Raw genomic sequence first — 26618 nt, forward strand, 5'->3', positions numbered from 1 at the left:
GCTGCCGACTTTTCCGCCCGCAGCAGGGCGCACCGACCGGGAATACCGCATGTTCCGTCCACGCATGATCGTCATCGCCACCAGCATCGCCCTCGCCGCCTGTTCGCAGGGCCCGCATGAGGCCGGCAAATCCGCGCCGGCCTCGGCTTCCACCGCACCGGCCAGTGCGGCCAGTGCCGCCGCGCCGGTGGCCGATGCGAATGCCGTCAATCCGTTCTTCGCCGCCAGCACGCTGCCGTTCCAGGCGCCGCCGTTCGACAAGATCAAGGACAGCGACTACCAGCCGGCGATCGAGAAGGGCATGGCCGCCCAGCTCGCCGAGTGGCGGAAGATCGCCGACAACCCCGAGCCGCCCACGTTCGAGAACACCTTCGTGGCACTGGAGAAATCCGGTGCGCTGTTCAACCGGGTGATGGCGGTGTTCAACGGCGTCACCTCGGCCAACACCGACGACACGCTGCAGAAGGTGCAGGAAGAGGAGGCGCCGAAGCAGGCTGCGCACGACGACGCCAAGTACCTCGATGGCAAGCTGTTCGCGCGCATCCAGAAGGTCTACGACGAGCGCGCCACGCTGAAGCTCGATCCCGAATCGCTGCGCCTGGTCGAGGTGACCTACCGCGAGTTCGTGCAGCACGGCGCCAAGCTGTCCGACGCCGACAAGACCACGCTGAAGGCGCTCAACCAGCAGGAATCCACGCTGGAGGCGCAGTTCAACAACAAGCTGCTTGCCGCCGCCAAGGACGGTGCGCTGGTGGTCGACGACAAGGCCAGGCTGGACGGCTTGTCCGACGAGGATATCGCCGCCGCCGCGCAGGCCGCCAAGGATCGCGGGCTCACCGGCAAGTGGGTGATCACGCTGCAGAACACCACCCAGCAGCCGGCGCTGCAGAGCCTCAAGGATCGCGCCACCCGCAAGGCGCTGTACGAGGCATCGTGGAACCGCGCCGAACTCGGCAACGCCGACGACACCCGCGACATCATCGAGCAGCTGGCGCAGATCCGCGCGCAGGAAGCGAAGCTACTGGGCTTCCCGAACTACGCCGCGTGGACGCTGCAGGACCAGATGGCGAAGACGCCCGAAGCGGTGATGGGCTTCATGGACAAGCTGGCGCCCGCCGCCGTGGCGCGCGCGAAACAGGAAGCCGCCGACATCCAGGCGCAGATCGACAAGGACCAGAAGGCACTCAACCAGCCCAGTTTCAAGCTGGAGCCGTGGGACTGGCAGTACTACGCCGAGCAGGTGCGCAAGGCCAAGTACGACCTCGACGAGAGCCAGATCAAGCCCTACTTCGAGCTCGACAACGTGTTGCAGAATGGCGTGTTCTACGCCGCCAACCAGCTCTACGGGCTGACCTTCAAGGAGCGCCACGACATCCCGGTGTACAACCCGGACGTGCGCGTGTTCGAGGTATTCGACAAGGACGGCAAGTCGCTGGCGCTGTTCTACTGCGATTACTTCAAGCGCGACAACAAGCAGGGCGGCGCCTGGATGGACAACTTCGTCCAGCAGTCGAAGTTGCTCGGCACGAAGCCGGTGATCTACAACGTCGCCAACTTCACCAAGCCCTCGGCCGGCCAGCCGGCGCTGCTGTCGATGGACGACGTGGTCACCATGTTCCACGAGTTCGGCCACGGCCTGCACGGCATCTTCGCCGACGGGGAATACCCGAGCCTGTCCGGCACGCAGACCGCGCGCGACTTCGTGGAATTCCCGTCGCAGTTCAACGAGCACTGGGCCACCAATCCCAAGGTGTTCGCGAACTACGCGAAGAACTACCAGACCGGCGCGCCGATGCCGCAGGCGCTGGTCGACAAGATGAAGAAGGCCGGCATGTTCAACAAGGGCTACGACATGACCGAACTGGTGGCCGCCGCCATGCTCGACATGAACTGGCACATGCTGGGCGCCGACGCGCCGAAGCAGGACGCCGACAAGTTCGAGGCCGCCGCGCTGAAGAAGGATGGCGTTGATCTTTCCTACGTGCCGCCGCGCTACCGCTCCAGCTACTTCCTGCACATCTGGAGCAACGGCTACTCGGCCGGCTACTACGCCTACCTGTGGACGCAGATGCTCGCCGACGACGCCTTCGAGTGGTTCAAGGAACACGGCGAACTGACCCGCGCCAACGGCCAGCGCTTCCGCGACATGGTGCTCTCGCGCGGCAACAGCGAGGAACTGTCCAAGCTGTACAAGGACTGGCGCGGCCAGGACCCCAGCATCGAGCCGATGCTGATCGACCGCGGGTTGAAGGAAGCGCCGAAGAAGTAAGCGGCGTTCGTTGTTCGTAACAGGAAAGGCCGGCATTGCCGGCCTTTCTTGTCGACGGGTTCGGTCAGTACGCGAACTCGCGGAACACCGGGTTCACGCTGCCGCCCCAGGCGCCGTGGAACAGTTCCAGCTTGCGTTCGGCCGGGGTCTGGTTCGCCTCGACGATCTCGAGCAGCGGTTCGAGGTAGATGCGCTCGTCGGCGCCGTTGCGATTGAGGCGAGCACGGCGTTGCAGGCCGTGGGCGGCGATCTTCAGCGCCTCGCCGGCGAGGTCGCGTACCGTGCCGTGGCGGAACGGCAGTTTCAGCGCCTGCTTCGGCACGTCGTCGCGGAGCGTATGGCGCTCGGCCATGGTGAAGTCCTTGACCAGGTTCCACGCCGCGTCCAGCGCCTCGTCGTCGTAGAGCAGGCCGACCCAGAACGCGGGCAGCGCGCACAGCCGGTTCCACGGGCCGCCGTCGGCGCCGCGCATTTCCAGGTACTGCTTGAGGCGCACCTCGGGGAAGGCGGTGGTGAGGTGGTCGGCCCAGTCCTTCATGGTCGCCTTGGTGCCGGGCAGCGCGGCGAGTTCGCCGGCCATGAAGCGCTTGAAGTCCTGGCCGGCGAGGTCGATGTACCTGCCGTCCTGGTAGCTGAAGTACATCGGTACGTCGAGGATGTAGTCGACGTAGCGCTCGTAGCCGAAGCCGTCGGCGAACACGAAGTCGAGCATGCCGGTGCGGTCGGCGTCGGTGTCGGTCCAGATGTGCGAGCGGTAGGACAGATAGCCGTTTGGACGTCCTTCCGTGAACGGCGAATCGGCGAACAGCGCGGTGGCGATCGGCTGCAGCGCGAGGCTGGTGCGGAATTTCTTGATCATGTCCGCTTCGGACGAGAAATCCAGGTTCACCTGCACGGTGCAGGTGCGCGTCATCATGTCCAGGCCGAGCGAGCCGACCTTGGGCATGTATTCGCGCATGATCTTGTAGCGGCCCTTGGGCATCCACGGCATCTCGTCGCGCCGCCACTTCGGCTGGAAGCCCATGCCGAGGAAACCCAGGCCCATGCCGTCGGCCACGGAGCGCACTTCCTCCAGATGCGAGTTCACCTCGCAGCAGGTCTGGTGGATGGTTTCCAGCGGCGCGCCGGACAGTTCCAGCTGGCCGGCCGGCTCCAGCGTGATGTTGGCCTTGTCGCGGGTGAGCGCGACCGGAATATCGCCTTCGCGGGCGATCTCCCAGCCGTAACGCGCGGCGATGCCTTCGAGCAGTGCGCGGATGCCGCGCTCGCCCTCGAACGGCGGAGCGCGCAGGTCGTCTGTGCGGAAGCCGAACTTCTCGTGCTCGGTGCCGATGCGCCAAGCCTCGCGCGGCTTCTCGCCGGCGGCGAGGTAGTCGACCAGTTGCTGGCGCCCGGCGATGGGCGTGCTCTTGACGGCACTGGGTATGGACACGGGCGCAACCTCGCGGTGGGGAGCATCGACTATGGAGCCGCCGCGCGGCCACGAAAAGGGGTTGACGGAAAATATTTGTACGCGGCGGTACAGGAGGTCGCCGCCGTGTCGCGCCAGCTGGTCAGTGGAAGGCGGCGGTAGCGGGTGCGCGGCAGGTCAGGCGCAGCACCAGTGCGTCGGGCAGGTGGTTGCGCTGGCCGATGCTGGCCAGCGTGGTGCCGGGTTTGCGGATGCGGCGGTCGTCCGCGCAGGCGTCGGCACCATGGTCGAGCAGGCGGCTCACGATGGGGGCGTCGCCGTTGACCACGGCTGCGGTCAAGGCATCGGCCACGTTCGGCGCCGCGCGTGCCATGACGTTGGCGTGGTGGTGGAGCAACACGTCGAGCGTGGCGGTGTCGCCGCACACGACGGCGAGCGGCAGGGCAGGGCCGACCAGGTTGCCATGGTTGTTCATGACGCCGGCCGACTGGAGCCCTTTCGCCACGCCGGGACCGAAGCGCGGGTCGTGTGCCATGGCGCTCACGGTCTGCGGGTAGAAGCTGCCTTTGAGAGGCGGCAGCCGTACCGGTTCGTCCACCGCGGCGCCGTCGTCCAGCAGGCCATCGACCACGGCCGGCTGGTAGGCGTTGGCTGCGGTGAGCATGGCGGCCTGGCGCCAATGCGCCTGCTCGGCCGCGGGCAACGCGGCGAGACCCTGGCGCACCTGCGGCAGCTTGCCGTCGATGGCATCGGCCATCACCGCCGCCACGGCGGGCGGGGCATCGTAGAGGTCGTGCTGCCAGAGTCCGCGGATCGTGGGCAATGCCTGCCGGCAGAGGTTGGCGCTGCTGGCGGGCGCCGGTTCCGCGGCGATGGCGGATTGCAGCGCGCAGAGCGCGCAAGCGATCAGGGCGAGACGAGCAAGCATTCCGTGTTTCCTCGTGGGGCGGCTTTGGCCGGCCGCGCGCGACGAGTCTGGAACGGGATGCTGAGGCTGGCAAGTGATGCGGAAGGGCGAGGTGGTCGCGGTTTCGAAGCCAAAACCCTTGCCGAATGTCGGGAAAGTGCTTTCCCGGACTTTCCCGGCCCGCCGAGTCCGGAAGGGCGCCGGACCCGGCTCCGCGGATCGATCGCTGGTCGATCGATCCGCGAGCGGTCCGTCCGTGGAACCCGCTGACCGGCTGGCTGCGCCAGTCGTTCAGCGCTTCATCGAATTGAAGAACTCGTCGTTGGACTTGGTGTTCTTCATCTTGTCGAGCATGAACTCCATCGCGGCCAGCTCGTCCATCGGGTGCAGCAGTTTCCGCAGGATCCAGATCTTGGCCAGCATGTCCGGCTCGATCAGCAGGTCCTCGCGGCGGGTGCCGGAGCGGTTGATGTCGATCGCCGGGTACACGCGCTTCTCGGAAATGCGGCGGCTCAGGTGCACTTCCATGTTGCCGGTGCCCTTGAACTCCTCGTAGATCACCTCGTCCATCTTGCTGCCGGTGTCGGTCAGCGCGGTGCCGATGATGGTGAGGCTGCCGCCTTCCTCCACGTTGCGCGCGGCGCCGAAGAAGCGCTTGGGGCGCTGCAGCGCGTTCGCGTCCACGCCGCCGGTGAGCACCTTGCCGGAGCTGGGCACCACGGTGTTGTAGGCGCGGGCGAGGCGGGTGATGGAGTCGAGCAGGATCACCACGTCGCGCTTGTGTTCCACCAGGCGCTTGGCGCGCTCGATCACCATCTCGGCCACCTGCACGTGCCGGACCGCGGGTTCATCGAATGTCGAGCTGATCACCTCGGCGCGCACGGTGCGGGCGATTTCGGTGACTTCCTCCGGGCGCTCGTCCACCAGCAGGATGATGACGTGCGCGTCGGGGTGGTTGTACTGGATCGCCTGCGCGATGTTCTGCAGCATCATCGTCTTGCCGGACTTCGGCTGCGACACGATCAGCGCGCGCTGGCCCTTGCCGATGGGGGCGATGAGGTCGAGGATGCGGCCGGTGATGTCCTCGCTCGAACCGTTGCCGCGCTCCAGCTTGAAGGCCTTGCGCGGGAACAGCGGGGTGAGGTTCTCGAACAGCATCTTGTTCTTGGACGCTTCCGGCGGATCGCCGTTGATATCGTCCACGCGCAGCATCGCGAAGTAGCGCTCGCCTTCCTTGGGGTGGCGCACGCGCCCGGTGATGTAGTCGCCGGTGCGCAGGTTGAAGCGGCGGATCTGGCTGGGGCTGACGTAGATGTCGTCGGGGCCGGCCAGGTAGGATTCGTCGGCCGAGCGCATGAAGCCGAAGCCGTCCTGCAGGATCTCCAGCACGCCCTCGGCCCAGATGCCGCCGCCGGAGCGGGCGTGCGCCTTGAGGATGGAGAAGACCACGTCCTGGCGGCGGGCGCGCGCCACGCCTTCCTGGATGCCCAGCGATTCGGCGAACGCGATCAGCTGCGGCGCCTTCATGCGCTTCAGCTCGGTGAGGTTGATCAGGCGGTCGTCCGCACCCGGATCGGCGTTGTCGTCGTCCATCGGCAGGCCGTGCGGGTTGTTGTAGCGCGGGTTGTTGTTGCCACCGCCGCCGCCTTGCGGGCGCTGTTGCTGGTTGCGCTCGTGGCGGCGGCGCCGGCCGCGGCCCTCGCGCTGCTCGTTGTTGCGGTTGTTGCCGTTGTTCTGGCCTTGCCCCTGCGGGTTCTGCGGCTGGCCCGGCGCACGTGCCTCCGGTGCGCCGGCGGCTTCGCCGGCGGGCGCGGCCGGTGCGGCGGCGGGTGGCGGCACCGGTGCGGGTTGCTCGAACAGCGGCGCAGTGGTCGCTGCCGGTGCTTGCGCTTCGCCGGCGGCCGGCTTGGCGCCGCGCGACTGGCGACGCGGTGCGCGCGGACGCGACTCGGTCGGGTTCTCGGCGCCGCCGGCGTCGTTCGGGGTGGTGTTATCGGTATCGGACACGGGCAAACCTCGCGGGGCGCCGTTGGGAAACAGGAGGGAAGGTGTGCGTCGCGCCAAGGAGGGCGCAGGGGGATCGGGACGATCCCGGCAGACGCGGAAAGCAATCTAGCACCCGCCGCGCACGGCCGTAAAGCGCGCGGCGGGTGAAAAACGGCGCTCAGAGCGCCTTGTCGATCATCTGGGCCAGCTGACCCTTGCTGACGGCGCCGATCTGGGTGGCCTCGACCTTGCCGTTCTTGAACACCATCAGGGTAGGGATGCCGCGCACGCCGTAGGTGCGGGGGGTCTTCTGGTTGTGGTCGATGTTGATCTTCACGATGCGCAGCTTGCCCTGGTACTGGCCGGCCAGCTCGTCGAGGATCGGCGCGATGGCCTTGCACGGGCCGCACCATTCGGCCCAGAAATCCAGCAGCACGGGGGTGTCGGATTGCAGTACTTCCTGCTCGAAGGCGTCGTCGCTCACATGGGTAATCAGGTCGCTCACCGGGGTCTCCGAAAGGCGGGTGGAAGGAAGGTTTGGCGACCACGCGGCCAGCATCGGCTACACTGGGGTGCCCATGAAGCGCGGGTCGAACCGGGAAAGAGGGGTTTTGGCCATTGCGGCCCGGAACCTCATTGCAACGTAACTCGGGGCGCGATTCAAGCGATTCAAGGGCGGCAACGGACGGTTCCGTTGACATAGGCGAGGCGGCTCAAGCGTTTGCGTAGCAAACGCGCAGATACGGGTCCGTCGAGTCGTTTCGCCTATGCCAGCGGGACTGCCGGTTGCACTGCAACCGTTTCGGCGCCCTCCGCGGCTTCGGAGCGCCGGCCGGCGAGCCTGCTCGCCGCCGTGCGCTGCGTACCGCCGCGCGCCGCTCATCCCACCGCTCCGTGTCCGCCTCCGGCGGCGGAGCCGGGCCGGCTTCGACGCCTGTGCCCGCATCCCACCGGCTTTTCCTTCCATGTCGCAAACCGTACTCACCGATACCTTCTTCACCAACTTCGAACTTCATCCGCTGCTGCAGCAAGGCCTGGCTGACGCCGGCTTCACCCGCTGCACGCCGATCCAGGAACTGACCCTGCCGGTGGCGCTGGCCGGCCGCGACGTCGCCGGCCAGGCGCAGACCGGCACCGGCAAGACCTGCGCCTTCCTGGTCGCGCTGATGAACCGCCTGCTGACCACGCCCGCGGTGGCCGAGCGCAAGGACACCGACCCGCGCGCGCTGGTGATCGCGCCCACCCGCGAGCTGGCGATCCAGATCGACAAGGATGCCCGCGCCATCGGTGCACGCACCGGCCTGAAGACCGCGCTGATCTACGGCGGCGTGGACTACGACAAGCAGCGCCAGCAGCTGCACGACGGCTGCGACATCATCATCGCCACGCCCGGCCGCCTGCTCGACTACTACAAGCAGCAGGTGTTCGGCTTCAACGGCGTCGAGGTGATGGTGATCGACGAGGCCGACCGCATGTTCGACCTCGGTTTCATCAAGGACGTGCGCTTCATCTTCCGCCGCCTGCCGGCACGCGAGCAGCGCCAGGTGCTGCTGTTCTCCGCCACGCTGAGCCATCGCGTGCTGGAGCTGGCCTACGAGCACATGCACGAGGCCGAGAAGCTGGTGGTGGAGAGCGACAACGTCACCGCCGACAAGGTGCGCCAGGTGGTCTACTTCCCGGCCAAGGAAGAGAAGCTGCCGCTGCTGCTGAACCTGATCGACCAGCACCAGCCCAGCCGCAGCATCATCTTCGTCAACACCAAGGCCGCCGCCGAGCGCGTCACCGACCGCGTGAAGCGGCACGGCTGCCGCGTCGGCGCGATCTCCGGCGACGTGCCCCAGCTGAAGCGCCAGAAGCTGCTGCAGCGCTTCCAGGACGGCCAGCTCGACATCCTCGTGGCCACCGATGTGGCCGCGCGCGGCCTGCACATCCCCGCGGTCAGCCACGTGTTCAACTACGACCTGCCGCAGGATGCGGAGGACTACGTGCACCGCATCGGCCGCACCGCGCGCCTTGGTGCCGAGGGCGACGCGGTCAGCTTCGCCTGCGACCTGTACGCGATGAGCCTGCCCGACATCGAAACCTACATCGGCCAGAGCATCCCGGTGGCGGCCATCGAGCCGGAGCTGCTGGTGATGCCGAAGCCGCGCGCGATCGACGCCGAGTTCGCCGCCGCCGCCGCCGCCGACAGTGCCGCGTTCGGCGACCACGTCGAGCCGCGGCACGACGACAAGAAGGGCGGCCGTGCGCGCCGCGACAGCCGCGACGGCGAGCGCAAGCCGCGCGGGGATCGCCCGCACGAACCGCGGCCGCCCCGTGCGCCGCGCGCCGAGCCGGCGAACGTCGAGGCCGTTGCACCGGTGGCCGTGGCGAGCGATGCCAGCGTCAGCGCGACCGACGAGGGCGAACGCAAGCGCCGCCGTCGGCGCGGCGGCCGCAACCGCCGCCGCGAAGGTGGCGAGGCGGTGGCGACGAATGCCGTGCAGGGCAAGCCGCAAGCGACACCGGCCGAGGGCGGCCGCCCGCCGCGCGGCGAGCGTCGCGCGCCGCGCGAGCGCGTACCGGCCGAGGCCGTGGCATCGGCGGCCGGTCGTCCCTCGCGGCAGGTGGCCGCCACCGCCGGCGAGCACACGCACCCGAACAAGCCCAGCCTGTTCCGCCGCCTGACCCGGCTGTTCACCGGACGCTGAGCCAGTCGCGCAATGCAGCGTCGCCGGGCTGAACCGGCGACGATCACCGCATCCGGGACATGGGCGACCTTGCACCCTGCATACCGTATCCTTGCCGGGATACGGCAGGCAGTCGGCGGGGGCGCGCGGTGATCCAGTTCGACAAGGTGAGCAAGCACTACGACGGCGGCCACGAGGCGCTTTCGCAGCTTTCCTTCACCATACCCACGGGCGAGATGGCTTTCGTCACCGGCCATTCCGGCGCGGGCAAGAGCACCTTGCTCAAACTGCTCGGCGTGATCGAGCGGCCCAGCCACGGCGCGATCACGATGGACGGCCAGAACCTGGCCAAGGTGCGCGGGCGCGGCATTCCCAAGCTGCGCCAGCGCATCGGCATGGTGTTCCAGGACCATCGCCTGCTGATGGACCGCAGCGTGTTCGCCAACGTCGAGCTGCCGCTGGCCATCGCCGGCATCGCCCGCGTCGAACGCGGCCGGCGCGTACGCGCGGCGCTGGAGAAGGTGGGCCTGCTCTCGTACGAGCGCCAGCTGCCGGCCACGCTGTCCACCGGCGAGCAGCAGCGCGTGGGCATCGCGCGGGCGATCGTGGGGCGCCCCTCGCTGCTGATCGCCGACGAGCCCACCGGCAACCTCGATCCGCAGCTCGCGGTGGAGATCATGGGCCTGTTCGCCGAATTCCAGCAGGTGGGCACCACGGTGCTGATCGCCAGCCACGACCTGCCGCTGATCAAGCGCATGCGCAAGCGCGTGGTGGTGCTCGATCACGGCCGATTGGTGGCGGATCTCGCCGCCGAGGAGGTGCTGTGATGGCCGCCGCCGATGTTCGCCGTGACGCAGAGACGCCGCCGCGCAACGAAGCCAGCCACACCCGTCGCGTGTCCAGCTGGCGCGAACACCACGGCTGGAGCGCCGGCGCCAGCCTGCGCCGGCTCGCCGCCCGTCCACTGGGGAGCCTGCTCACCATCGCGGTGATGGGGCTGGCGCTGGCCCTGCCGCTGGCGTTCTACCTGCTGCTGGGCAACGTGCAGCAACTGGGCAAGGCGCTGGGCCAGGACCAGGCGATCAACGTGTTCCTGCAGCCGGACCAGGCCGCCTCGCAGGCGCAACTGCTGGCGAAGCAATTGGGCGATCGTTCCGACGTGGCGTCGGTAGCGATCAAGACGCCGCAGCAGGGCCTGGACGAACTGGCGAAGCTGCAGGGTTTCTCCGGTGCGCTGGACGCGTTGGAGCAGAATCCCTTGCCCTTCGTGCTGATGGTGCAGCCCAAGCCGGGCCTCGATGCGCCGACCGTGGAACGATTGGTCAGCGACCTGCGCGAGATGCACAGCGTGGCCCAGGTGCAGGACAGCGGCACCTGGCGGCAGCGGCTGGACGCGCTGCTCGGCGTGGGCGACCGCGTGGTGATCGCGCTGGCGCTGATGCTGGCGCTGGCCGCCCTGCTGGTGGTGGGCAACACGGTGCGGGTGGACATCGCCAGCCGCCACGAGGAGATCGGCGTGCTGCTGCTGGTGGGCGCCAGCGGCGCCTTCGTGCGGCGGCCCTACCTGTATGCCGGCATCTGGTACGGCCTGTTCAGCGGCATTCTTGCCGCGCTGCTGGCGCTGGCGATCGAGTTCGCGCTCAGCGGACCGGTGGCACGGTTGAGCCAGGCCTATGATGGCAAGCTGCACCTCGGCGGCTTGCCGCTGTGGTTGCTGGCCGTAGTGCCGTTGGCTGCAGCGGTGCTGGGTTGGCTGGGTGCACGGCTGGTGAGTGCCTGGCAGCTGCGCAAGGCGGTCTGAACAGGTGTCGGGGGCGAGAATAGTCAGGGCATGAGTACAAGCATCAGCAACCGGCTGGTCAGCACGGCGCCACGCGTGCTGGTGGTCGACGGTTCCAGGATGGTGCGGCAGCTGATCGGTCGCGTGCTGCAGACCGAGCTGCCGGGCGTGGAAGTGGTCGGCTGCGGCAGCGGCAGCGAGGCGCAGCAGCTGCTGGGCGAAGGGGTGTTCGATTTCATCACCAGCGCGCTGCGCCTGCCCGACATGGACGGGTTGGAGCTGGCGCGCTTCGTGCGCGAATCCGCGCCGCAGGCCTACGTGCCGATCGTGGTGGTCTCCGGCGACGTGGACGACCGCCTGCACCGGCGCACGCTGGGCGAGGACGTCACCGACTACTTCGACAAGTCGCTGGGCTTCCAGGCGCTGGCCGAGTTCATCCGCGGCTACGTGCGCCCCGAGGGCAGCGCCGAGGGCGAGGTGTTGTACGTGGAGGACAGCCGCGTGGTGGCGCTGGCCACCCGTCGCATGCTGGAGAAGTACGGCCTCACCGTGCACCACGTGATCAGCGTGGAGGATGCGCTGGCGCTGCTGGAAACCGCGAAGGTGCGTGGCGAGGTGGGTGCCGACGTGGTGCTCACCGACGTCAGCCTGAAGGGCGAGCTCACCGGCGGCGACCTGCTCGAGCGCATCCGCAAGGACTTCGGCTACGGCAAGGGCCGGCTGCCGGTGCTGGTGATGACCGGCGACGAGAACCCGGCGAACCAGGCCGCGCTGATCAAGGCCGGCGCGAACGACCTGGTGGAGAAGCCGGTCGAGGAAAAACTGCTGGTCACCAAGCTGCTGTTCCAGCTGCGCGTGTCGCGGCATCTGCGTTCGCGCGGCGCGGCCGCATGAGCGAGGTGCGGCTGGAAGCCACGTGGAAGGCGCGGATCGGCGCGCATCTGGAACGCCCGGAGATGCAGGCGCTGGCCGAATTCCTGCGTGCGGAGAAGCGCGCCGGCAAGGCGATCTATCCGCCCGGACCGGAGATCTTCGCCGCGTTCGAGCACACGCCGTTCGAGGAGGTGCGCGTGGTGGTCTTGGGCCAGGACCCCTACCACGGCCCCGGCCAGGCGCACGGCCTGTGTTTCTCGGTGCGCCCCGGCGTCCCGGCGCCGCCCTCGCTGGTGAACATCTTCAAGGAGATCCAGCGCGACCTCGGCATCGCGCCGCCCGACCATGGCTGCCTCACACCGTGGGCCGATCGCGGCGTGCTGCTGCTCAACGCGGTGCTCACCGTGGAGCGCGGGCTGGCTGCCGCGCACCAGGGCAAGGGCTGGGAAGGCTTCACCGATGCGGCCATCGACGCGCTCAACCGCGAGCGCGAGGGCATCGTGTTCCTGCTCTGGGGCAGCTACGCCCAGCGCAAGGGCCAGCTGATCGACACGCGCCGGCACTGCGTGCTGAAGAGCGTGCACCCTTCCCCGTTGTCCGCCCACCGCGGCTTCCTCGGCTGCGGGCATTTCTCCGCCGCAAACCGTTATCTGGAAGCGCAGGGGCAAGCACCCGTCGACTGGTCGCTGCCGCCGCGCGTCGCGTTGCCCGGCTGACTGCTCAGCCCGTCACCTCGGCCCACATGCGCAACAGGTTGGCATGCGAGCGGCTCACGGCATCGAAGGTCTGGCTCTTGCCCTCGCGGCCGAAGATGTCGCGCTTGGCGCTTTCCAGATCCCACAGCAGTTCGCGGCGGGCCGCGTCGCGCACCATGCTTTGCACCCAGATGATGGCCGCGTCGCGCACGCCGCGCGTCACCGGATTGACGTGGTGCAAGGTGTTGGCCGGGTAGGCGATGGCGGCGCCGGCGTCCAGCTTGAAGGCGTATTCCATGCCGCCGTTGGCATGCGTCACCAGCTCGCCGCCGTCGTAGCTCCTGGGGTCGGACAGAAACACGGTGATCGCGATGTCGGTGCGTATCGCGTTGCCCAGGCTGCCCATCACCGGGGCATCGACGTGCGCGCCGTATTCCATGCCGCCGGCGTAGCGGTTGAACAGCGGCTGGGTGTTCGCTGCCGGCAGCAGCGCCGCCTGCAGCAGCGCGTTGCGCTGGAAGGCGGCGCGCACGATGTCGGCGATGCGCGCGTAGTTCGCGCTGCCGGTGTCGATCTGCTGGTTCTTCTTCACGGTGCGTGCCGACCAGCCGGCCGTGGCGGAGCCGTCGACGTAGGGGGCGGATTGCAGCTCGGCCCGGATTGCGACTAGCTCCTGGGCGGTCAATACATCGGGTACACAGACGATCAAGTGAACTCCCCCTTCCACGTGGCTTGTCCCGGCATTGTAGTGAACAGGCCACTGCAGGACACGCGCGAACGGCCCGGTTTGCGGTTGTTTTCAAGCCCTGCCGAACGGCCCATGCCCGGTGCCGATGCCGGGTACAGGATGGACAAGCGGCCGACATTTCTGTACGATGCGGTTTACTAAAAGCCGTGAACCATTTGCGGCTTTAGCACTCCAACCACCGGAGTGCTAACCTGAAGCCCTTGCACTGGAGGTTTCACATGTCCCAAGCCTTGGCGACCACCCACATGTCGCTGCCCAGCGTGGTCGGCAGCCTGGATGCCTACATCTCGGCCGTGCACCGCATCCCGGTGCTGAGCCAGGACGAGGAGCAGGCGTTGTCGCGTCGCTACAACGAGGAAGAAGACCTGGCTTCGGCCAAGCAGCTGGTGATGTCGCACCTGCGTTTCGTGGTGCACGTGGCGCGTGGCTATTCCGGCTACGGCCTGCAGCTCGCCGACCTGATCCAGGAAGGCAACATTGGCCTGATGAAGGCGGTGAAGCGTTTCGACCCGGATCAGGGCGTGCGCCTGGTCAGCTTCGCGGTGCATTGGATACGCGCCGAGATGCACGAGTTCATCCTGAAGAACTGGCGCATCGTGAAGGTGGCCACCACCAAGGCGCAGCGCAAGCTGTTCTTCAACCTGCGCAAGAGCAAGAAGCGCCTGGGCTGGATGAACGCGGCCGAGGTGCGCGCGGTGGCGCAGGATCTGGGCGTGCCCGAGGCGACCGTGCGCGAGATGGAATCGCGCCTGTCCGGCCGCGACATCGGCTTCGAGGCGCCGGCGGATGCCGACGACGACGCCAAGCCCGCGCCCGAGGCGTTCCTGATCGACGAAGGCGCCGACCCCTACGACAACGTGGCCGAGGCCGACCAGAGCGACAACCTGCTCAGCACGCTTTCCGGTGCGCTGGGCAAGCTGGACGGGCGTTCGCGCCACATCATCCAGCGCCGCTGGCTGGACGAGGAGAAGGCCACGCTGCAGGAGTTGGCCGACGAGTACGGCGTCTCCGCCGAGCGCATCCGCCAGGTCGAGGCGAACGCGATGAAGAAGATGCGGGGGTTGTTCGCGGAGGCATGAGTTTCTCGCCTCGCAAGTCATCGGCAACGGCCCGCCTTGGCGGGCCGTGTGCTTTTCAGCGGCCGGATTCGCGCTCGTCCTCGCCGGTGATGATTCGCGCGTGCCGCGCTTGGGTCCAGTACGCCATCGCCCAGTCCAGCATCACCACCAGCCGGTTGCGGAAGCCGATCAGAAACCAGATGTGCGCGCCCAGCCACACCCACCAGGCGAGCAGGCCGGACAGTTGCAGCTTGCCGAACTGCGCCACCGCAGCCATGCGGCCGATGGTGGCCAGCGCGCCCGCGTCGCGGTAGCGGAACGGCATGGCATGCGAGTCGCCGTGCAGCCGGGCGGCGATCAGCCTGGCTGCGTGCAGCCCCATCTGCTTGGCGGCGGGCGCCACGCCTGGCACCGGGCGGCCGTCCTGTTGCACGCTGGCGAGGTCGCCGAGCACGAACACTTCCGGGTGCCCGGGCAGGGACAAGTCGTCGCGCACGAGCACGCGGCCGGCACGATCCAGCGGCGCATCCAGCAGCCGACCCAGTGGCGAGGCGGCCACACCGGCGGCCCACAGCACGGTGCGTGCGGCAAGACGCTGCTCGCCCAGCGTCACGCCCTCGCCGTCCACCGCCGTCACTGCCTGGCCGAGGCGCACCTGCACGCCCAGGTGTTCGAGTTGCCGTTGCGCCTTCGTCGACAGCGCGGGATCGAACGCGGCCAGCACGCGCGGCCCGGCTTCCACCAGCAGGATGTTCGCCGCACCTGGCTGCGTGCGACGGAACTCGCCGGCCAGCGTGTGCCGCGCGATCTCGGCCAGCGTGCCGGCCAGTTCCACCCCGGTGGCGCCGCCGCCTACCACCACGAAGTTGAGCCAGGCCTGGCGGCGCACGGGGTCGTCCTCCTGCTCGGCGCGCTCGAACGCGGTGAGCACGCGGCGGCGGATCGCCAGCGCGTCGTCCAGCGACTTCAGCCCCGGCGCGTCGATAGCCCAGTCGTCGTGGCCGAAATAGGCATGCGCGGCACCGGTGGCGACGATCAGCCAGTCGTAATCAAGCGACTCGCGTTGCAGCTGCACGCGACGCTGCGCGAGGTCGATGCCGGCGACCTCGTCCATCAGCACGGTGACATTGCGCTGGTGACGCAGGATCTGCCGCAGCGGCGCCGCAATCGATGGCGCCGACAGGCCCGCGGTGGCGACCTGGTACAGCAGCGGCTGGAACAGGTGATGGTTGTGGCGATCGACCAGGGTAATGCGCGCTCGCGCACGGGCCAGCGCGCGGGTGGCGGCGAGTCCGCCGAAACCGCCGCCGAGTATCACGATGTGGGGCAGTGCATCGGGCATGACACGATTCCTTGAGGCGCTGTCCCATTGTAGGAGCGCACCTTGTGCGCGATGGCTCTGGCTTCGATCAACATCAGAGCACTCGCGCACTGGGTGCTCCTGCGGTGGTTCAATAAAGATCGATCGGATCCACGTCCAGCGACCAGCGCACCTTGCGTGCGCCGGGCAGGCGCGCGAGTTGCGCGGCCCAGGGGCGCAGCGCGGCGTGCAGGTCGCGGCGGTTCGTCGCTTCCAGCAGCAGCTGGCCGCGCTGGCGGCCGGCGCGCAGCGGCATCGGCGCGGGCATCGGGCCGGCGACCTGCAGGCCGTGCTCCGGCGGCAGCGCGGCGCAGGCTTCGGCGAGGAACGCATCGACCGCCGCGCGCTGGGCGGCTTCGGCGCGCAGCAGCACCTGGTGCGCATACGGCGGCAGCAGGCTCTGCCGTCGTTCGGCGAGCAGGCTCTGCGCGGCGGCGGCATAGCCCTGTGCCAGCAGCTGGCGCAGCAGCGGGTGGTCGGGGTGGTGGGTCTGCAGCAGCACGCGGCCCGGCTTGGCGGCGCGTCCGGCGCGTCCGGCCACTTGCACCAGCTGTTGCGCCAGCCGTTCGTTGGCGCGGAAGTCCAGGCTGAGCAGGCCCTCGTCCACGCCCGCGATGGCAACCAGGGTGAGGTGGGGCAGGTCGTGGCCCTTGGCCAGCATCTGGGTGCCTACCAGGATCGCCGGCTTCGCCTCGTCGCGCAGGCCGTCGAGCAGGTGTTCGAAGGCATCGCGGCGGCGCGTGGTCTCGCGGTCGATGCGCAGCACCGGCACTTCGGGGAAGCGTGCGGCCAGCGCCTCCTCCAGCCGCTCGGTGCCTTGGCCCAGCGGCTTCAGCTCGGTGGCGTCGCAGGCGGGGCAGGCAGCGGGGATGCGCGCGTGATGGTCGCAGTGATGGCAGACCAGCATGCGGCGGCCGGCGTGCAGGGTCAGCGGGCGCTCGCAACGCGGGCAGTCGGCGTGCCAGCCGCAGGCGTGGCAGAGCAGCACCGGCGCGTAACCGCGGCGGTTCTTGAACACCAGCGCCTGCTCGCCACGCGCCACCGTGTCGGCCACCGCGGCGAGCAGGGTGGGCGAGAGGCCGTGGTCGAGGCGCTGCGCACGCATGTCCACGATCTGCACCGTGGGCGGGCGTACTGCGCCGGGGCGGGCGCGCAGGTGCAGGGCGCGGTAACGGCCGGCCTCCACGTTGGCCAGCGATTCCAGCGAGGGCGTGCCCGAGCCCAGCAGCACCGGCACACCCAGCGCCCGGGCGCGCACCACGGCGAGGTCGCGGGCGTGGTAGCGGAAGCCTTCCTGCTGCTTGTAGGCGCCGTCGTGCTCCTCGTCGACGATGACCAGGCCGGCCCGCGGCAGCGGGGTGAACACTGCCGAACGGGTGCCCAGGATCACCTTCGCCTCGCCCGAACGGGCACGCAACCAGGCGCGGGCGCGCTCGCCTTCGGCGAGGTTGGAGTGGATCACTTCCACCGGCACGCCCAGGCGATCGCGCAGGCGGCGCAGGGTCTGCGGGGCGAGGCCGATCTCCGGTACCAGCAGCAGCGCCTGTTTGCCCTGCGCCAGCACGCGTTCGATCAGGGCGAGGTAGACCTCGGTCTTGCCGCTGCCGGTGACGCCGTCGAGCAGGAAGGGCTGGTAGCGGCCGAGATCGCGGGCCACCACGGCCACGGCGCGTTGCTGCTCCTCGCTCAGCGCGGGCGCGGCGCGGGTGGCGCTGGTGTCGTTGGCCGTGCGTTCGCCGCGTTCGACGAGGTTGGCCGCCAGCAGTCGCCGCGCGGCGGCACGCCAGCCGGGCAGGCAGGCGTCCAGCTCGGCGGCGCCCAGCGGGCCCGCAGCCAGTTCCGCAAGCAGGGCGTGGCTGCCGCCACGCCGGCTGCCGGCGTCCAGCGCGCCGCGCCCGGCCGTGGTGAGCGACCAGCACTCTTCGCCCAGCGGTGGCAGCGGTTTCGCCTCGCGCAGCGCCAGCGGCAGTGCGTTCGCATAAGCCTCGCCGGGCGCGGCCAGCCAGTAATCGGCGGCCCAGGCCAGGGTCTGCATCAGCTCGGCGTCGAGCAGGGGGGCGTCGTCGAGCCGACGCAGCGCGCGCTTCAGCTTGCCGGCGCCCACGGTGGATTCGACGCCCGTGGCGACCACCACGCCTACCGCCTGGCTGCGGCCAAACGGCACCAGCACCCGGTTGCCCGGCTGCACCTCGCCGCCGGTGGCGGGCGGCAGGTAGTCGAACAGGGTGGGCAGGGGAACGGGCAGGGCGACGCGCAGGACGGCGGGCATCATGGCGCCAAGTTTAACGGGACGCCCGGCCTCGCCGAGGCCGCATTCCCCGCACAAGCGGCAGGCGGAACAACGCTTGCGAACACATGCTGCCCGCGGGTCGAGGAATCGGGCGCAAGTCACTCAGCCGCGCAGGTTTTTCCGCTTATCCACAAGGCCTGTGGACAAGTCTGTGGATGGCGCGGGGACGAGGGGCGCCGAAGCGCATGGCGGCGCCCTTCGCGACAGTCTGGACACGTTTTGGTCATGTAAAAAACGTTTTTCATATCAGTAACTTGCAATCCACGGTCGGCGGCCATTCATCCAGTGGCCGGGCCGCATGACACGCCTTGACAGGTGGGTGACGCTGTGCAAAACCGCGGCCAAGTCACTGCGGCAGGGGGCCGCGGCGGATGCCCTTCAGTGCGCCAAACCCAGCACGAAGGCAAACAGCAGCACGAAACCGAGCAACCAGAAGTAGCACCAGCCGATGCACCAGTATTTCAGCAGGGTCATCGGCCAGCCCTGCCGGTAGATGCGCTTTTGCATCAGCAGCAGGTAGATCGGCGCCCATAGCACCAGCAGCCGCTCCAGCCAGTTCAGCGGGGTCGTGGTCCACAGCGCATGCGGCTCCAGCCAGCCGGCGAACATGGCCAGCAACGTGCACAGCAGCAGCCACAGGAACAGGAAGGCCTGGCTGTGCAGCACCACGATCAGGTGCTCCATGTAGAGCCGCCGCTTGAACACGTAGAACAGCTTCAGCAGCAGCGCATAGATCGGCACCAGTACCAGCATGGCAGCGGGCAGGTTGCCGAATACGCCGTTGACCACACGCTCCTTGGCGGCCTGGCGGCTCACCGCGTCGCCGTGCCGGAAGGCGTGCCAGTTGTCGAGCATGTGCTCGCGGACCGCGTTCAACCGCTGGTTGGCGAAATCGGGCAGCCAAGCGATCTGCACCGTCTTGCTGGTCTCGCTCCGGGTGATCGGGGTGGTCGTGGCGTACGCCGCGGGCAGCGGCGGGGCGTGCAACTCCGCCAGCCGCCGGTCGGCGGCCGCGCGCAACTGCTGCTTCACGCGAGTTGCCTGCGCAGCCATCGCGTCGTCGCCGAAGGTCTGCACGGCATCCAGGGCGTTGTCCTTCTCGTCAAGCAGGTCATGCACTTCGTTCGCGCTGTTGGCCTGCGCGAAATCGGAGCCGCGATCGAGCAGCACGTGCTGCTGGCGTTGCTCGATGTTGTGGCTGATCGCCGCCGAAGTGGCCAGGTGCAGCACGAAGAAGCACAGCAAGCTCAGCACGAACATCAGCCGGAACGGCGCGATGTAGCGCACGCGGCGACCGGCGAAATATTCCAGGGTCAGGAAGCCGGGCTTGAGGAACAGCTGCGGCAGCGTGTGCAGGATGCGGCTGTCGATGTGCAGCACCGTTTCCACGGTCTCCTCGGCCATGTGATGCATCGGCTTGAGCACGCTGTGCATGGACTGGCCGCACTCGTGGCAGTACTCGCCCGCCAGTGGCGTGCCGCAGTTGGCGCAGTGCAAGCCTTCGTGGCTGACCAGTGACTTCATTGCGTACCCCTCGATTCCGTCGCAGCGCGCGATCTTGGCACAGCCCGCCGTGCACGACAGCCCTGCCGGAAGGCTCGGGTAGAATGACCGCCCGCTGGAGTCCATCGATGAAACCGTTTCGCCCCGAACGTGCCCGCGTGCAGCACGAGATCGGCGCCACCGTACGCCTCGCCATCCCGCTGATCCTGGCGCAGCTCGCCGCGATCGGCAGCAACGTGATCGACGCGGTGCTGTCCGGCCACGTCAGCGCCCACGTGCTGGGCGCGGTGGCGGTGGGCGCCAGCCTCTGGTCGCTGGCGATCGTCTGCGGCATCGGCACGATGATGTCCGTGCCGCCCTCGGTGGCGCAGCTGGATGGCGCCGGCCGCCGCCACGAAGTGGGCAGCGTGTTCCGCCAGGCGTTGTGGCTGGCGCTCGCGATGGGCGTGTTGCTGTGGTTCGCGGTGCGCCATGCGGGGCCGTTGATCGACCTGATCGGGGTGGCGCCCAGCCTGCGCCACGACGTGGAGCGGTTCCTGTTCGCGATCAGCTGGGGGGCGCCCGCGCTGACCTGCTATTTCGCGTTGCGCGGCCTGTCCGAAGGACTGTCGCTGACCAAGCCGTCGATGTTCTTCGGCTTCGGCGGCCTCGTGGTGCTGGTGCCGCTGGGCTACGTGCTGATGTTCGGCAAGCTGGGCATCCCGCCACAGGGCGCGCACGGTTGCGGCATCGCCACCGCCACCGTGCTGTGGCTGGAGATGCTGGGTTTCGGCACCTACGTGCTGAAGCACCGCAACTACCGCGGGCTGAACCTGCTGGAACGTTTCGAGTGGCCGCACTGGCGGCGCATCGGCGCGCTGCTGCACATCGGCGCGCCGATGGCGGTGACCCTGCTGGCCGAGGGCGGCCTGTTCGTGGCCGCGGCGCTGCTGCTCAGCACGCTGGGCGAGGACGTGATCGCCAGCCACCAGGTGGCGCTCAACGTCGCCGCGCTGTTCTTCATGATCCCGCTGGGCCTGGCGATGGCGATCACCGTGCGGGTGGGCAATGCGGTGGGGCGCGGCGATGCGCGCGGCGTGCGCTACGCCGGCTTCTGCGGCATCGGCCTGACCCTGCTCACGCAACTGGTCTCGGCCTCGCTGATGCTGGCGCTGCCGCATTTCATCGCCTCGCTGTACACGCACGACGACAAGGTCATCGAGCTGGCGGCGCAGCTGATCGTGCTGGCGGGCTTCTTCCAGTTCTCCGACGGCATCCAGGTAGCCGCGAACGGCGCGCTGCGCGGACTCAAGGACACCCGCGCGCCGATGGCGATCACGCTGTTCGCGTACTGGGGCGTGGGCATGCCGGTCGGCTGGTGGCTGGCGTTCCACCACGGCCTCGGTGCGCGCGGCATGTGGATGGGCCTGATCGCCGGCCTCAGCGTGGCGGCGGCGATGCTGTTCACGCGCTTCTGGCGCAGCGCCTGGCGCGAGCGCTGGCGCCGGCATGCACCGGGTGCGGCGGAGCTGCCGATACCGGTCGCCCCGGGCATGACGTGATGCCGCGCGAGCGGCTACGCTTGGAGCCCGCCGGGCTTTGACCGGCCGGCCTGCGAACCCGTCTGTGTGGTGCATCTTTCCGCCGCTTCTTGCCCCTTAGAACCACTATGGGGCGGCGAATCGTCGAAAACCTGCCCTCACACAGCCGAATTCTCGCCTCGACCGGCAAAGCCCGACAGACTCCAGGAATCCACGAGGAAACCCGCGCCAATGCAGCCACCGCCCATGCCGCCCCGTTCGCCGTCGTCGCCCGCGACCCCGCCGCCGCGCCGGCATGGCTTCTGGGCGGTGCTGTGCGGCATCGGCCGCGGCATCAACGTGGTGCGGCTGCTGATCATCAACGCGGTGTTCTTCTTCCTGCTGCTGATCGTGCTGTTGCTGGTCGTCGGCGGCATCGCCGGCAGCCACGCGTCGCGCACCGTGGCGGACGGCAGCGTGCTGGTGCTCAAGCTCGATGGCCAGCTGGTCGAGCAGTACAGCATCGCCCCCATGCAGCGCGCGCTGGCAACTTTGTCGGGCAACAAGTCCGAGCAGGTGCAGTTGCGCGATCTGGTCGGCGCGATCGACGCCGCCGCGCAGGACAAGCGCATCGGCCGCATCCTGCTGTTGCCCGGTGAACTGCACGCGGGCGGCTTCGCCGCGCTGCGCGAGGTGGGCGCGGCGCTGGACCGCTTCCGCGCCACCGGCAAGCCGGTGATCGCCTGGGCGGCGAACCTGGACCAGGGCCAGTACTACCTCGCCGCGCATGCGGACAAGGTGCTGCTCGATCCGCAGGGCAGCCTGATGCTCACCGGCCTGGCGAATTACCGGCTGTTCTACAAGGATCTGCTCGACAAGCTGGGCGTGGACGTGCACTTGTTCCGCGTGGGCCAGTTCAAGAGCGCGGCCGAGCCCTTCATCCTCGATCACGCCTCGCCGGCCGCCAAGGAGGCCGACGGCTACTGGATGGGCGGGCTGTGGGACGAATACCTCGCCGAGGTGGCGAAGCTGCGCAAGCTCGATCCCGCGGCATTGCGCGCCGACATCGACAACCTGCCGCAGACCATCGCCAGCACCCAGGGCGACCTGGCGAAGCTCGCGTTGGACGAGCACCTGATCGACGGTACCGCCACCCGCGCCCAGCTGATCGCGATGCTGCGTGCGCAAGGCGTGCCCGCCGCGAAGAACGGCCACGGCTTCCGCGCCGTGGACCTGGCGCAGTACGCCGCCGACCTGCCGAAGGGCGGCGACCTGTTCGCGCCCGGCGTGACCGTGGTGGTGGCCGAGGGCGAGATCGCCGGCGGCAAGCGTCCGCCGGGTTCCATCGGCGGCGAATCCACCGCCGCGCTGATCCGCGCCGCGCGCGAGGACAAGCGCACCAAGGCGCTGGTGCTGCGCGTCGATTCGCCCGGCGGCGAGGTGTACGCCGCCGAACAGATCCGCCGCGAGGTCGAACTCACCCGCGAGGCCGGCATCCCGGTGGTGGTGTCGATGGGCGACGTGGCGGCCAGCGGCGGCTACTGGATCTCGATGAACGCCAACCGCATCCTCGCCGAGCCGAACACCATCACCGGCTCGATCGGCATCTTCGGCATGTACTACACGGTGCCGAACACGCTGGCCAAGTTCGGCATCACCAGCGACGGCGTGGCTACCGGGCCGATGGCCGGAGCGTTCGATATCACCCGCCCACTCGATCCCAAGGTGGGCACGGTGATCCAGGCGATCATCGACAAGGGCTACCGCGATTTCGTGGGCGGTGTGGCCAAGGCGCGCGGCAAGAGCTTCGACGCCGTCGACGCGATCGCCCAAGGCCGCGTGTGGACGGGCAGCCAGGCGCTGGACCGCGGCCTGGTCGACCAGCTTGGCGGGCAGGGCGACGCGGTGGCCGAGGCCGCCAACCTCGCCAAGCTGGGCAAGGATTACCCGGTGCGCTACCAGCAGGCGCCGCAGGGCGCGTTCGAGCGCTTCATGGCCGGCTTCAGCCAGAACGCCGGCGTCGAACTGCTGCAGTCCTGGGGTGTGCGCCTGCCGCCGTGGTTCGCGCAGATCCATGCACTGGCGCCGGAGTTGTCGCTGCTGCGCGACGCGAAGGCCGGCACGCCGAACGTCTACGCGTACTGCTTCTGCTCGCCGCATTGAGCGGGCGCGTCGCGCAACCGGCGTGCGGCTGCGGAACCGACGGCTGCGCGGCTGCTGGCGTAGGTCGGGATTCATCCAGACAACGCCACCCTGAGGTATCGGGTCGGGATGAATCCCGACCTACGGCGTCTCCACCGCGGCGTGGTACCAGTCGCCATGCCGCGTCACGCGCACCGGCAGGCCGAACGTCTCGCCCAGCGCGGCGTCGGTGAGCGTGGCGGCCCTGTCGCCCTGGCGCAGCACGCGGCCATTCTTCAGCAGCAGCACTTGACCGATCTCGGGGAGGATCTCCTCGACGTGATGGGTCACCAGCAGCAAGGTGGTGCCGCCGCGCGCCAGCGCACGCAGGCTTTCCAGGAAGCGGCGGCGGCTGGCGGGGTCGAGCCCTGCGCAGGGTTCGTCCAGCAGCAGCGCACGCGGGCGGTGCACCAAGGCGCGGGCGATCAGCACGCGGCGCGCCTCGCCGGTGGACAGGCTGGCCATGGCGCGGCCGATCAGGTGCCCGGCGCCGAGCTGTTCCAGCGCCGTCTGCGCACGTTGGCGCATGTCCTCGCTGACGCGATGATCCAGGCCGAGGCCGCGCGCAGCGAAGAAGCCGGAAACCACCGTCTCGAACACTTCCAGCGGCGCGTCGCTGGTGTAGTCGTTCTGCAGCGCGGGTGAGACGATGCCGAGCAGCCCGCGCAGCTCGGCCACGCTCCAACGCGTGCGGCCGAACACGCGCACCGGGCCGCGGCCGTTGTCCGGCGCCAGCGGATAGAGTTGGCGCGCGATCAGCTGCACCAGGGTGGACTTGCCCGAGCCGTTCGCGCCGAGGATCGCGGTGTGCCGGCCGGCCTCGACGCGCAGGGTGAAACGGTCCAGCGCGGGGCGGCCGCCGCGCAGCACGGTGGCGTCGTCGATCTCCAGCAGGGGCGGTGCACAGACGGCAGTGGCATCGGAATTCATGCATCCACGATGCCGGCAAATGCGATGGCCTGCAAGGCGTTCGGACGTCGAGACGGCCAAAGCACGCATATTGGATTTTCGAGAAAGTGCATCCATGCACTTTACGAATCGCCTGGTTCGGCACATGCCGAACCAGGCCCCGTCGATCAATCACTGGCATGATTGATCGGCGTGCGATCCTCCCTGGATCGCAGCAATGACAGGCTGTCTGGCGACAGCCTGTCACTGCGCCCGCTACTGCGTCTGCGCCTCGATCTGCTTGCGTTGCTCCTCGGCCTGCTTGTTCACGATCTTCTGCACGTCCTTCGCGCGCTGCTCGTCGGCCTTCATCGCATCCCACGGCGTGGCGACGCGGCTGCTGGCGGCGGCAGCGGGTTGCGCGGCGGCCTGCGGCGTCGGCGGCTTGCCGGAACAGGCGGCGAGGGCGAGCAGGCAAGGCAGCATCAGCGTGGTTTTCATCGCGCAATCCCCCGATGGTCAGCTGGCGTCGAGTGTCACGCCGTGCGGCTCTGTCGGCAAGGCCATCGTGTAAGCTCTTCCCATGAACAGCCGCATCGACGCCTGGCAGCTGCATGGCCACACCGCTTTGATCACCGGCGCCAGCAAGGGCATCGGCTACGCCACGGCGCGCGAGTTGGCCGGGCTGGGTGCGAATCTGCTGCTGGTGGCGCGCGACGAGGATTACCTCGAACAGGTGCGGGTCGAACTGGCCGACGAGCATGACGGCATCGACGTCTACGCGCTGGGCGCCGATCTCGCCGAGGCGGAGGACCGGCTTGCGGTGTTCGACTGGGTGGCCGACCTCGGCCTGCCGCTGTCGCTGCTGGTCAACAACGCCGGCGGCAACCTGCCGAAGCCGGCGCTGGAGTGTGGCGACGACGACCTGCGCGCGATCTTCGAGCTGAACCTGTTCGCGGCGTTCGAGATGTGCCGGTTGGCGCATCCGCAGCTGGTGCAGCATGCGAATGCGGCGATCGTCAACGTGGGCTCGGTGTCCGGCATCACCCATGTGCGCACCGGCGCGCCCTACGGCATGAGCAAGGCCGCGCTGCACCAGCTCACCCGCAACCTCGCTGCGGAGTGGGCGGTGGACGGCATCCGCGTCAACGCGGTGGCGCCGTGGTACATCCGCACCCAGCGCACCGACACCGCGCTGGCCGACGAGGATTACCTGGAGGAAGTGCTGGACCGCACGCCGCTACGCCGCATCGGCGAGCCGGAGGAAGTGGCCGCGGCGATCGCCTTCCTGTGCCTGCCCGCGGCCAGCTACATCACCGGCCAGGTGCTGGGCGTGGATGGTGGTTTCCTCAACTACGGCTTCTAGATACCCGCCTCGACACGCGAGGGTGGGGCGAGGTTCTCCGGCAGAGCCTCATTCCTCGAGCTCGATGTCGAGGCTGTCGAGCAGTGTCACGGCCTCGGGCAGCGCGAACTTCGCCCGCTTGATGTCATTGTCGAAGACGTCGATGCGGTAGTTGCGCGCCCCTGCGAAATTCGCGCGGGCGAGCCGGGTCTTGCGGAACAGGCTGTCGCACAGGTCGGAGCCTGCGAAATCCGCATCCTCGCAGCGGGCCTCGGTGAAATCGACATCGATGACGCGGCAGTCGATCAGCTTCAGCTCGCGCAGGTCGAGCCCGAAGAACGAGGAGTCGTTCAACGCGCAGCGTGTGAAGGCCAGCGCGCCGGCCATTTGCACCGCAGGCCAGTGCGCGCCCGTCCAGTCGATGCCGGCCAGCTTGCAGTCGGTGAAGGCGGTGCCTGAGAAGCCGCTGCCGGTAAGCCTGGCCAGGCTGAGGTTGCAATCGGTGAATTCGCAATCGCTGAAGCGGCAGCGCGCCAGCGTGGCGCCGCTGAAATTGCAGCGGACGAAGCTGCAGTCGCGAAAGCGGATGCCGTCGACGGCGGCGTCCGCCAGTTCGAGATCCTTGAAGGCGACGTCGTCGTATTCCGTTGCGTCGAAGGCCGGGATCACCATGTGGTCGTCCGTTGGTCTGCAGGTGTCGGGCGAATCTACCCCGTGGCATTCTCATCGCCAGAGATGGCGGCGTGCCGGGTCGGCCAATTCGTGCTCAGGGGCCGCCGCAGCCTTGCAGTTGCGCGCGCAACTCGGTCTCGCGCCTGAGCAGCGGCGGCTGGTCGCTCTTGAAGGCGCGGCGAAGCTGGTGTTCGTTCACGGACCAGTCCTGGCGCAGTGCTGCGCAGGTCTCTTGCGGACTCAATGGGCGGCAGCGATCCTGCACGAAGGTGTAGTAGCCGGAGACCATGGCCGCGTCGGGCTGGTCGCGGCCCATGCGGTTGCCCGCGTTGTACTGCTCGTTCAGCGAAGTGGGCACGCCCACGATGCCCAGCGGTGCGTAGTAGCCGGGCGGCTGGCCGTTGGCACTCAGGTAGGTCTTGCCGTCGGTGGCGCGCACGCACTGGTACAGCGCGGGAATCGGTGCGGCGGGCGGTGGCCGGGC

The 26618-nt window shown here is 68.7% G+C and carries 21 protein-coding genes and 1 pseudogene; 10 read left to right on the forward strand and 12 right to left on the reverse strand.

Annotation, left to right across the window (positions count from 1 at the left end; all coding sequences use genetic code 11):
* Window positions 1–49 precede the first annotated feature (49 nt).
* Window positions 50–2269, forward strand: a complete 2220-nt coding sequence (gene dcp, locus B0E52_RS08350) for a peptidyl-dipeptidase Dcp (protein ID WP_077483359.1) — start codon at window positions 50–52, stop codon at window positions 2267–2269.
* Window positions 2270–2333: 64 nt separating this feature from the next.
* On the opposite strand, the gene B0E52_RS08355 is transcribed toward dcp, so the two are convergent.
* The 4 genes from B0E52_RS08355 to trxA form a co-directional block, all read right to left on the reverse strand.
* The gene (locus B0E52_RS08355) at window positions 2334–3701 is read right to left on the reverse strand and encodes a glutamate--cysteine ligase (RefSeq protein WP_077483360.1); all 1368 of its coding nucleotides are present in this window, start codon (window positions 3699–3701) and stop codon (window positions 2334–2336) included.
* A gap of 121 nt (window positions 3702–3822) precedes the next feature.
* Window positions 3823–4608 (reverse strand): ankyrin repeat domain-containing protein, encoded by a 786-nt coding sequence (locus tag B0E52_RS08360; RefSeq protein ID WP_077483361.1) that lies wholly within the window; start codon window positions 4606–4608, stop codon window positions 3823–3825.
* Window positions 4609–4878: 270 nt separating this feature from the next.
* On the reverse strand, window positions 4879–6594 hold the full coding sequence (gene rho / locus B0E52_RS08365) for a transcription termination factor Rho (RefSeq protein ID WP_077483394.1): 1716 nt from the start codon (window positions 6592–6594) through the stop codon (window positions 4879–4881).
* 157 nt (window positions 6595–6751) lie between these two features.
* Window positions 6752–7132, reverse strand: coding sequence for a thioredoxin TrxA (gene trxA, locus B0E52_RS08370; RefSeq protein WP_305793690.1), 381 nt, complete (start codon window positions 7130–7132; stop codon window positions 6752–6754).
* 406 nt (window positions 7133–7538) lie between these two features.
* Here trxA and B0E52_RS08375 point away from each other — a divergent pair, with 406 nt between their 5' ends.
* The 5 genes from B0E52_RS08375 (at window position 7539) to ung (ending at window position 12611) form a co-directional block, all read left to right on the forward strand.
* Window positions 7539–9263 carry a DEAD/DEAH box helicase gene (locus tag B0E52_RS08375; protein ID WP_077483363.1) on the forward strand — a complete coding sequence of 575 codons (1725 nt, stop codon included), beginning with the start codon at window positions 7539–7541 and terminating at the stop codon, window positions 9261–9263.
* A gap of 128 nt (window positions 9264–9391) precedes the next feature.
* A complete protein-coding gene (gene ftsE / locus B0E52_RS08380) occupies window positions 9392–10069 on the forward strand; it encodes a cell division ATP-binding protein FtsE (protein ID WP_077483364.1) in 678 nt (225 codons plus the stop codon).
* Window positions 10069–11043, forward strand: coding sequence for a permease-like cell division protein FtsX (gene ftsX, locus B0E52_RS08385; RefSeq protein WP_077483365.1), 975 nt, complete (start codon window positions 10069–10071; stop codon window positions 11041–11043). The genes ftsE and ftsX overlap by 1 nt, the downstream gene beginning before the upstream one ends.
* A gap of 30 nt (window positions 11044–11073) precedes the next feature.
* Window positions 11074–11916, forward strand: a complete 843-nt coding sequence (locus B0E52_RS08390) for a response regulator (protein ID WP_077483366.1) — start codon at window positions 11074–11076, stop codon at window positions 11914–11916.
* Window positions 11913–12611 carry a uracil-DNA glycosylase gene (gene ung / locus B0E52_RS08395; RefSeq protein ID WP_077483367.1) on the forward strand — a complete coding sequence of 233 codons (699 nt, stop codon included), beginning with the start codon at window positions 11913–11915 and terminating at the stop codon, window positions 12609–12611. Before B0E52_RS08390 ends, ung begins: the two co-directional genes overlap by 4 nt.
* 4 nt (window positions 12612–12615) lie before the next feature.
* Here ung and B0E52_RS08400 read toward each other — a convergent pair whose 3' ends face one another.
* Complete coding sequence (locus tag B0E52_RS08400) at window positions 12616–13299, reverse strand: Fe2+-dependent dioxygenase (RefSeq protein ID WP_077483368.1); 684 nt, start codon at window positions 13297–13299, stop codon at window positions 12616–12618.
* A 257-nt stretch (window positions 13300–13556) separates the two neighbouring features.
* Between B0E52_RS08400 and rpoH the strand changes: the two genes are divergently transcribed.
* Window positions 13557–14417 (forward strand): RNA polymerase sigma factor RpoH, encoded by an 861-nt coding sequence (gene rpoH, locus B0E52_RS08405; protein ID WP_077483369.1) that lies wholly within the window; start codon window positions 13557–13559, stop codon window positions 14415–14417.
* A gap of 55 nt (window positions 14418–14472) precedes the next feature.
* Here rpoH and B0E52_RS08410 read toward each other — a convergent pair whose 3' ends face one another.
* The 3 genes from B0E52_RS08410 to B0E52_RS08420 form a co-directional block, all read right to left on the reverse strand.
* Window positions 14473–15738, reverse strand: coding sequence for an NAD(P)/FAD-dependent oxidoreductase (locus B0E52_RS08410; RefSeq protein WP_077483370.1), 1266 nt, complete (start codon window positions 15736–15738; stop codon window positions 14473–14475).
* A gap of 109 nt (window positions 15739–15847) precedes the next feature.
* The gene (locus B0E52_RS08415; protein WP_077483395.1) at window positions 15848–18025 is read right to left on the reverse strand and encodes a primosomal protein N'; all 2178 of its coding nucleotides are present in this window, start codon (window positions 18023–18025) and stop codon (window positions 15848–15850) included.
* A 399-nt stretch (window positions 18026–18424) separates the two neighbouring features.
* Complete coding sequence (locus B0E52_RS08420; protein WP_077483371.1) at window positions 18425–19570, reverse strand: DUF3667 domain-containing protein; 1146 nt, start codon at window positions 19568–19570, stop codon at window positions 18425–18427.
* A 107-nt stretch (window positions 19571–19677) separates the two neighbouring features.
* Between B0E52_RS08420 and B0E52_RS08425 the strand changes: the two genes are divergently transcribed.
* Both B0E52_RS08425 and sppA read left to right on the forward strand, forming a co-directional pair.
* Window positions 19678–21090 carry an MATE family efflux transporter gene (locus B0E52_RS08425; RefSeq protein ID WP_077483372.1) on the forward strand — a complete coding sequence of 471 codons (1413 nt, stop codon included), beginning with the start codon at window positions 19678–19680 and terminating at the stop codon, window positions 21088–21090.
* A gap of 225 nt (window positions 21091–21315) precedes the next feature.
* Window positions 21316–23211, forward strand: coding sequence for a signal peptide peptidase SppA (gene sppA / locus B0E52_RS08430; protein WP_077483373.1), 1896 nt, complete (start codon window positions 21316–21318; stop codon window positions 23209–23211).
* Window positions 23212–23331: 120 nt separating this feature from the next.
* On the opposite strand, the gene B0E52_RS08435 is transcribed toward sppA, so the two are convergent.
* Window positions 23332–24159 carry an ATP-binding cassette domain-containing protein gene (locus B0E52_RS08435; RefSeq protein ID WP_077483374.1) on the reverse strand — a complete coding sequence of 276 codons (828 nt, stop codon included), beginning with the start codon at window positions 24157–24159 and terminating at the stop codon, window positions 23332–23334.
* 234 nt (window positions 24160–24393) lie between these two features.
* The gene (locus B0E52_RS08440; protein ID WP_077483375.1) at window positions 24394–24618 is read right to left on the reverse strand and encodes a hypothetical protein; all 225 of its coding nucleotides are present in this window, start codon (window positions 24616–24618) and stop codon (window positions 24394–24396) included.
* Window positions 24619–24700: 82 nt separating this feature from the next.
* On the opposite strand from B0E52_RS08440, the gene B0E52_RS08445 reads away from it, so the two are divergent.
* Window positions 24701–25483: an SDR family oxidoreductase gene (locus B0E52_RS08445; protein WP_077483376.1), complete on the forward strand. Its 783-nt coding sequence runs from the start codon at window positions 24701–24703 to the stop codon at window positions 25481–25483.
* A 48-nt stretch (window positions 25484–25531) separates the two neighbouring features.
* On the opposite strand, the gene B0E52_RS08450 is transcribed toward B0E52_RS08445, so the two are convergent.
* Both B0E52_RS08450 and B0E52_RS18545 read right to left on the reverse strand, forming a co-directional pair.
* Window positions 25532–26134 carry a pentapeptide repeat-containing protein gene (locus B0E52_RS08450; protein WP_077483377.1) on the reverse strand — a complete coding sequence of 201 codons (603 nt, stop codon included), beginning with the start codon at window positions 26132–26134 and terminating at the stop codon, window positions 25532–25534.
* Window positions 26135–26228: 94 nt separating this feature from the next.
* Window positions 26229–26618: pseudogene (locus B0E52_RS18545) on the reverse strand (DUF4124 domain-containing protein); the annotation flags it as partial.

Origin of the sequence: Rhodanobacter sp. C06 (genome assembly GCF_002001105.1) — a bacterium.
Taxonomy (GTDB): domain Bacteria; phylum Pseudomonadota; class Gammaproteobacteria; order Xanthomonadales; family Rhodanobacteraceae; genus Rhodanobacter_A.

Bases quoted from the DNA above. Each gene is read 5' to 3' on its own strand.
- dcp (WP_077483359.1), top strand. From the start codon at position 50: ATGTTCCGTCCACGCATGATCGTCATCGCCACCAGCATCGCCCTCGCC.
- B0E52_RS08360 (WP_077483361.1), bottom strand. From the start codon at position 4,608: ATGCTTGCTCGTCTCGCCCTGATCGCTTGCGCGCTCTGCGCGCTGCAA.
- trxA (WP_305793690.1), bottom strand. From the start codon at position 7,132: ATGCTGGCCGCGTGGTCGCCAAACCTTCCTTCCACCCGCCTTTCGGAG.
- B0E52_RS08375 (WP_077483363.1), top strand. From the start codon at position 7,539: ATGTCGCAAACCGTACTCACCGATACCTTCTTCACCAACTTCGAACTT.
- ftsX (WP_077483365.1), top strand. From the start codon at position 10,069: ATGGCCGCCGCCGATGTTCGCCGTGACGCAGAGACGCCGCCGCGCAAC.
- B0E52_RS08390 (WP_077483366.1), top strand. From the start codon at position 11,074: ATGAGTACAAGCATCAGCAACCGGCTGGTCAGCACGGCGCCACGCGTG.
- ung (WP_077483367.1), top strand. From the start codon at position 11,913: ATGAGCGAGGTGCGGCTGGAAGCCACGTGGAAGGCGCGGATCGGCGCG.
- rpoH (WP_077483369.1), top strand. From the start codon at position 13,557: ATGTCCCAAGCCTTGGCGACCACCCACATGTCGCTGCCCAGCGTGGTC.
- B0E52_RS08410 (WP_077483370.1), bottom strand. From the start codon at position 15,738: ATGCCCGATGCACTGCCCCACATCGTGATACTCGGCGGCGGTTTCGGC.
- B0E52_RS08415 (WP_077483395.1), bottom strand. From the start codon at position 18,025: ATGCCCGCCGTCCTGCGCGTCGCCCTGCCCGTTCCCCTGCCCACCCTG.
- B0E52_RS08420 (WP_077483371.1), bottom strand. From the start codon at position 19,570: ATGAAGTCACTGGTCAGCCACGAAGGCTTGCACTGCGCCAACTGCGGC.
- B0E52_RS08425 (WP_077483372.1), top strand. From the start codon at position 19,678: ATGAAACCGTTTCGCCCCGAACGTGCCCGCGTGCAGCACGAGATCGGC.
- sppA (WP_077483373.1), top strand. From the start codon at position 21,316: ATGCCGCCCCGTTCGCCGTCGTCGCCCGCGACCCCGCCGCCGCGCCGG.
- B0E52_RS08435 (WP_077483374.1), bottom strand. From the start codon at position 24,159: ATGAATTCCGATGCCACTGCCGTCTGTGCACCGCCCCTGCTGGAGATC.
- B0E52_RS08440 (WP_077483375.1), bottom strand. From the start codon at position 24,618: ATGAAAACCACGCTGATGCTGCCTTGCCTGCTCGCCCTCGCCGCCTGT.
- B0E52_RS08445 (WP_077483376.1), top strand. From the start codon at position 24,701: ATGAACAGCCGCATCGACGCCTGGCAGCTGCATGGCCACACCGCTTTG.
- B0E52_RS08450 (WP_077483377.1), bottom strand. From the start codon at position 26,134: ATGGTGATCCCGGCCTTCGACGCAACGGAATACGACGACGTCGCCTTC.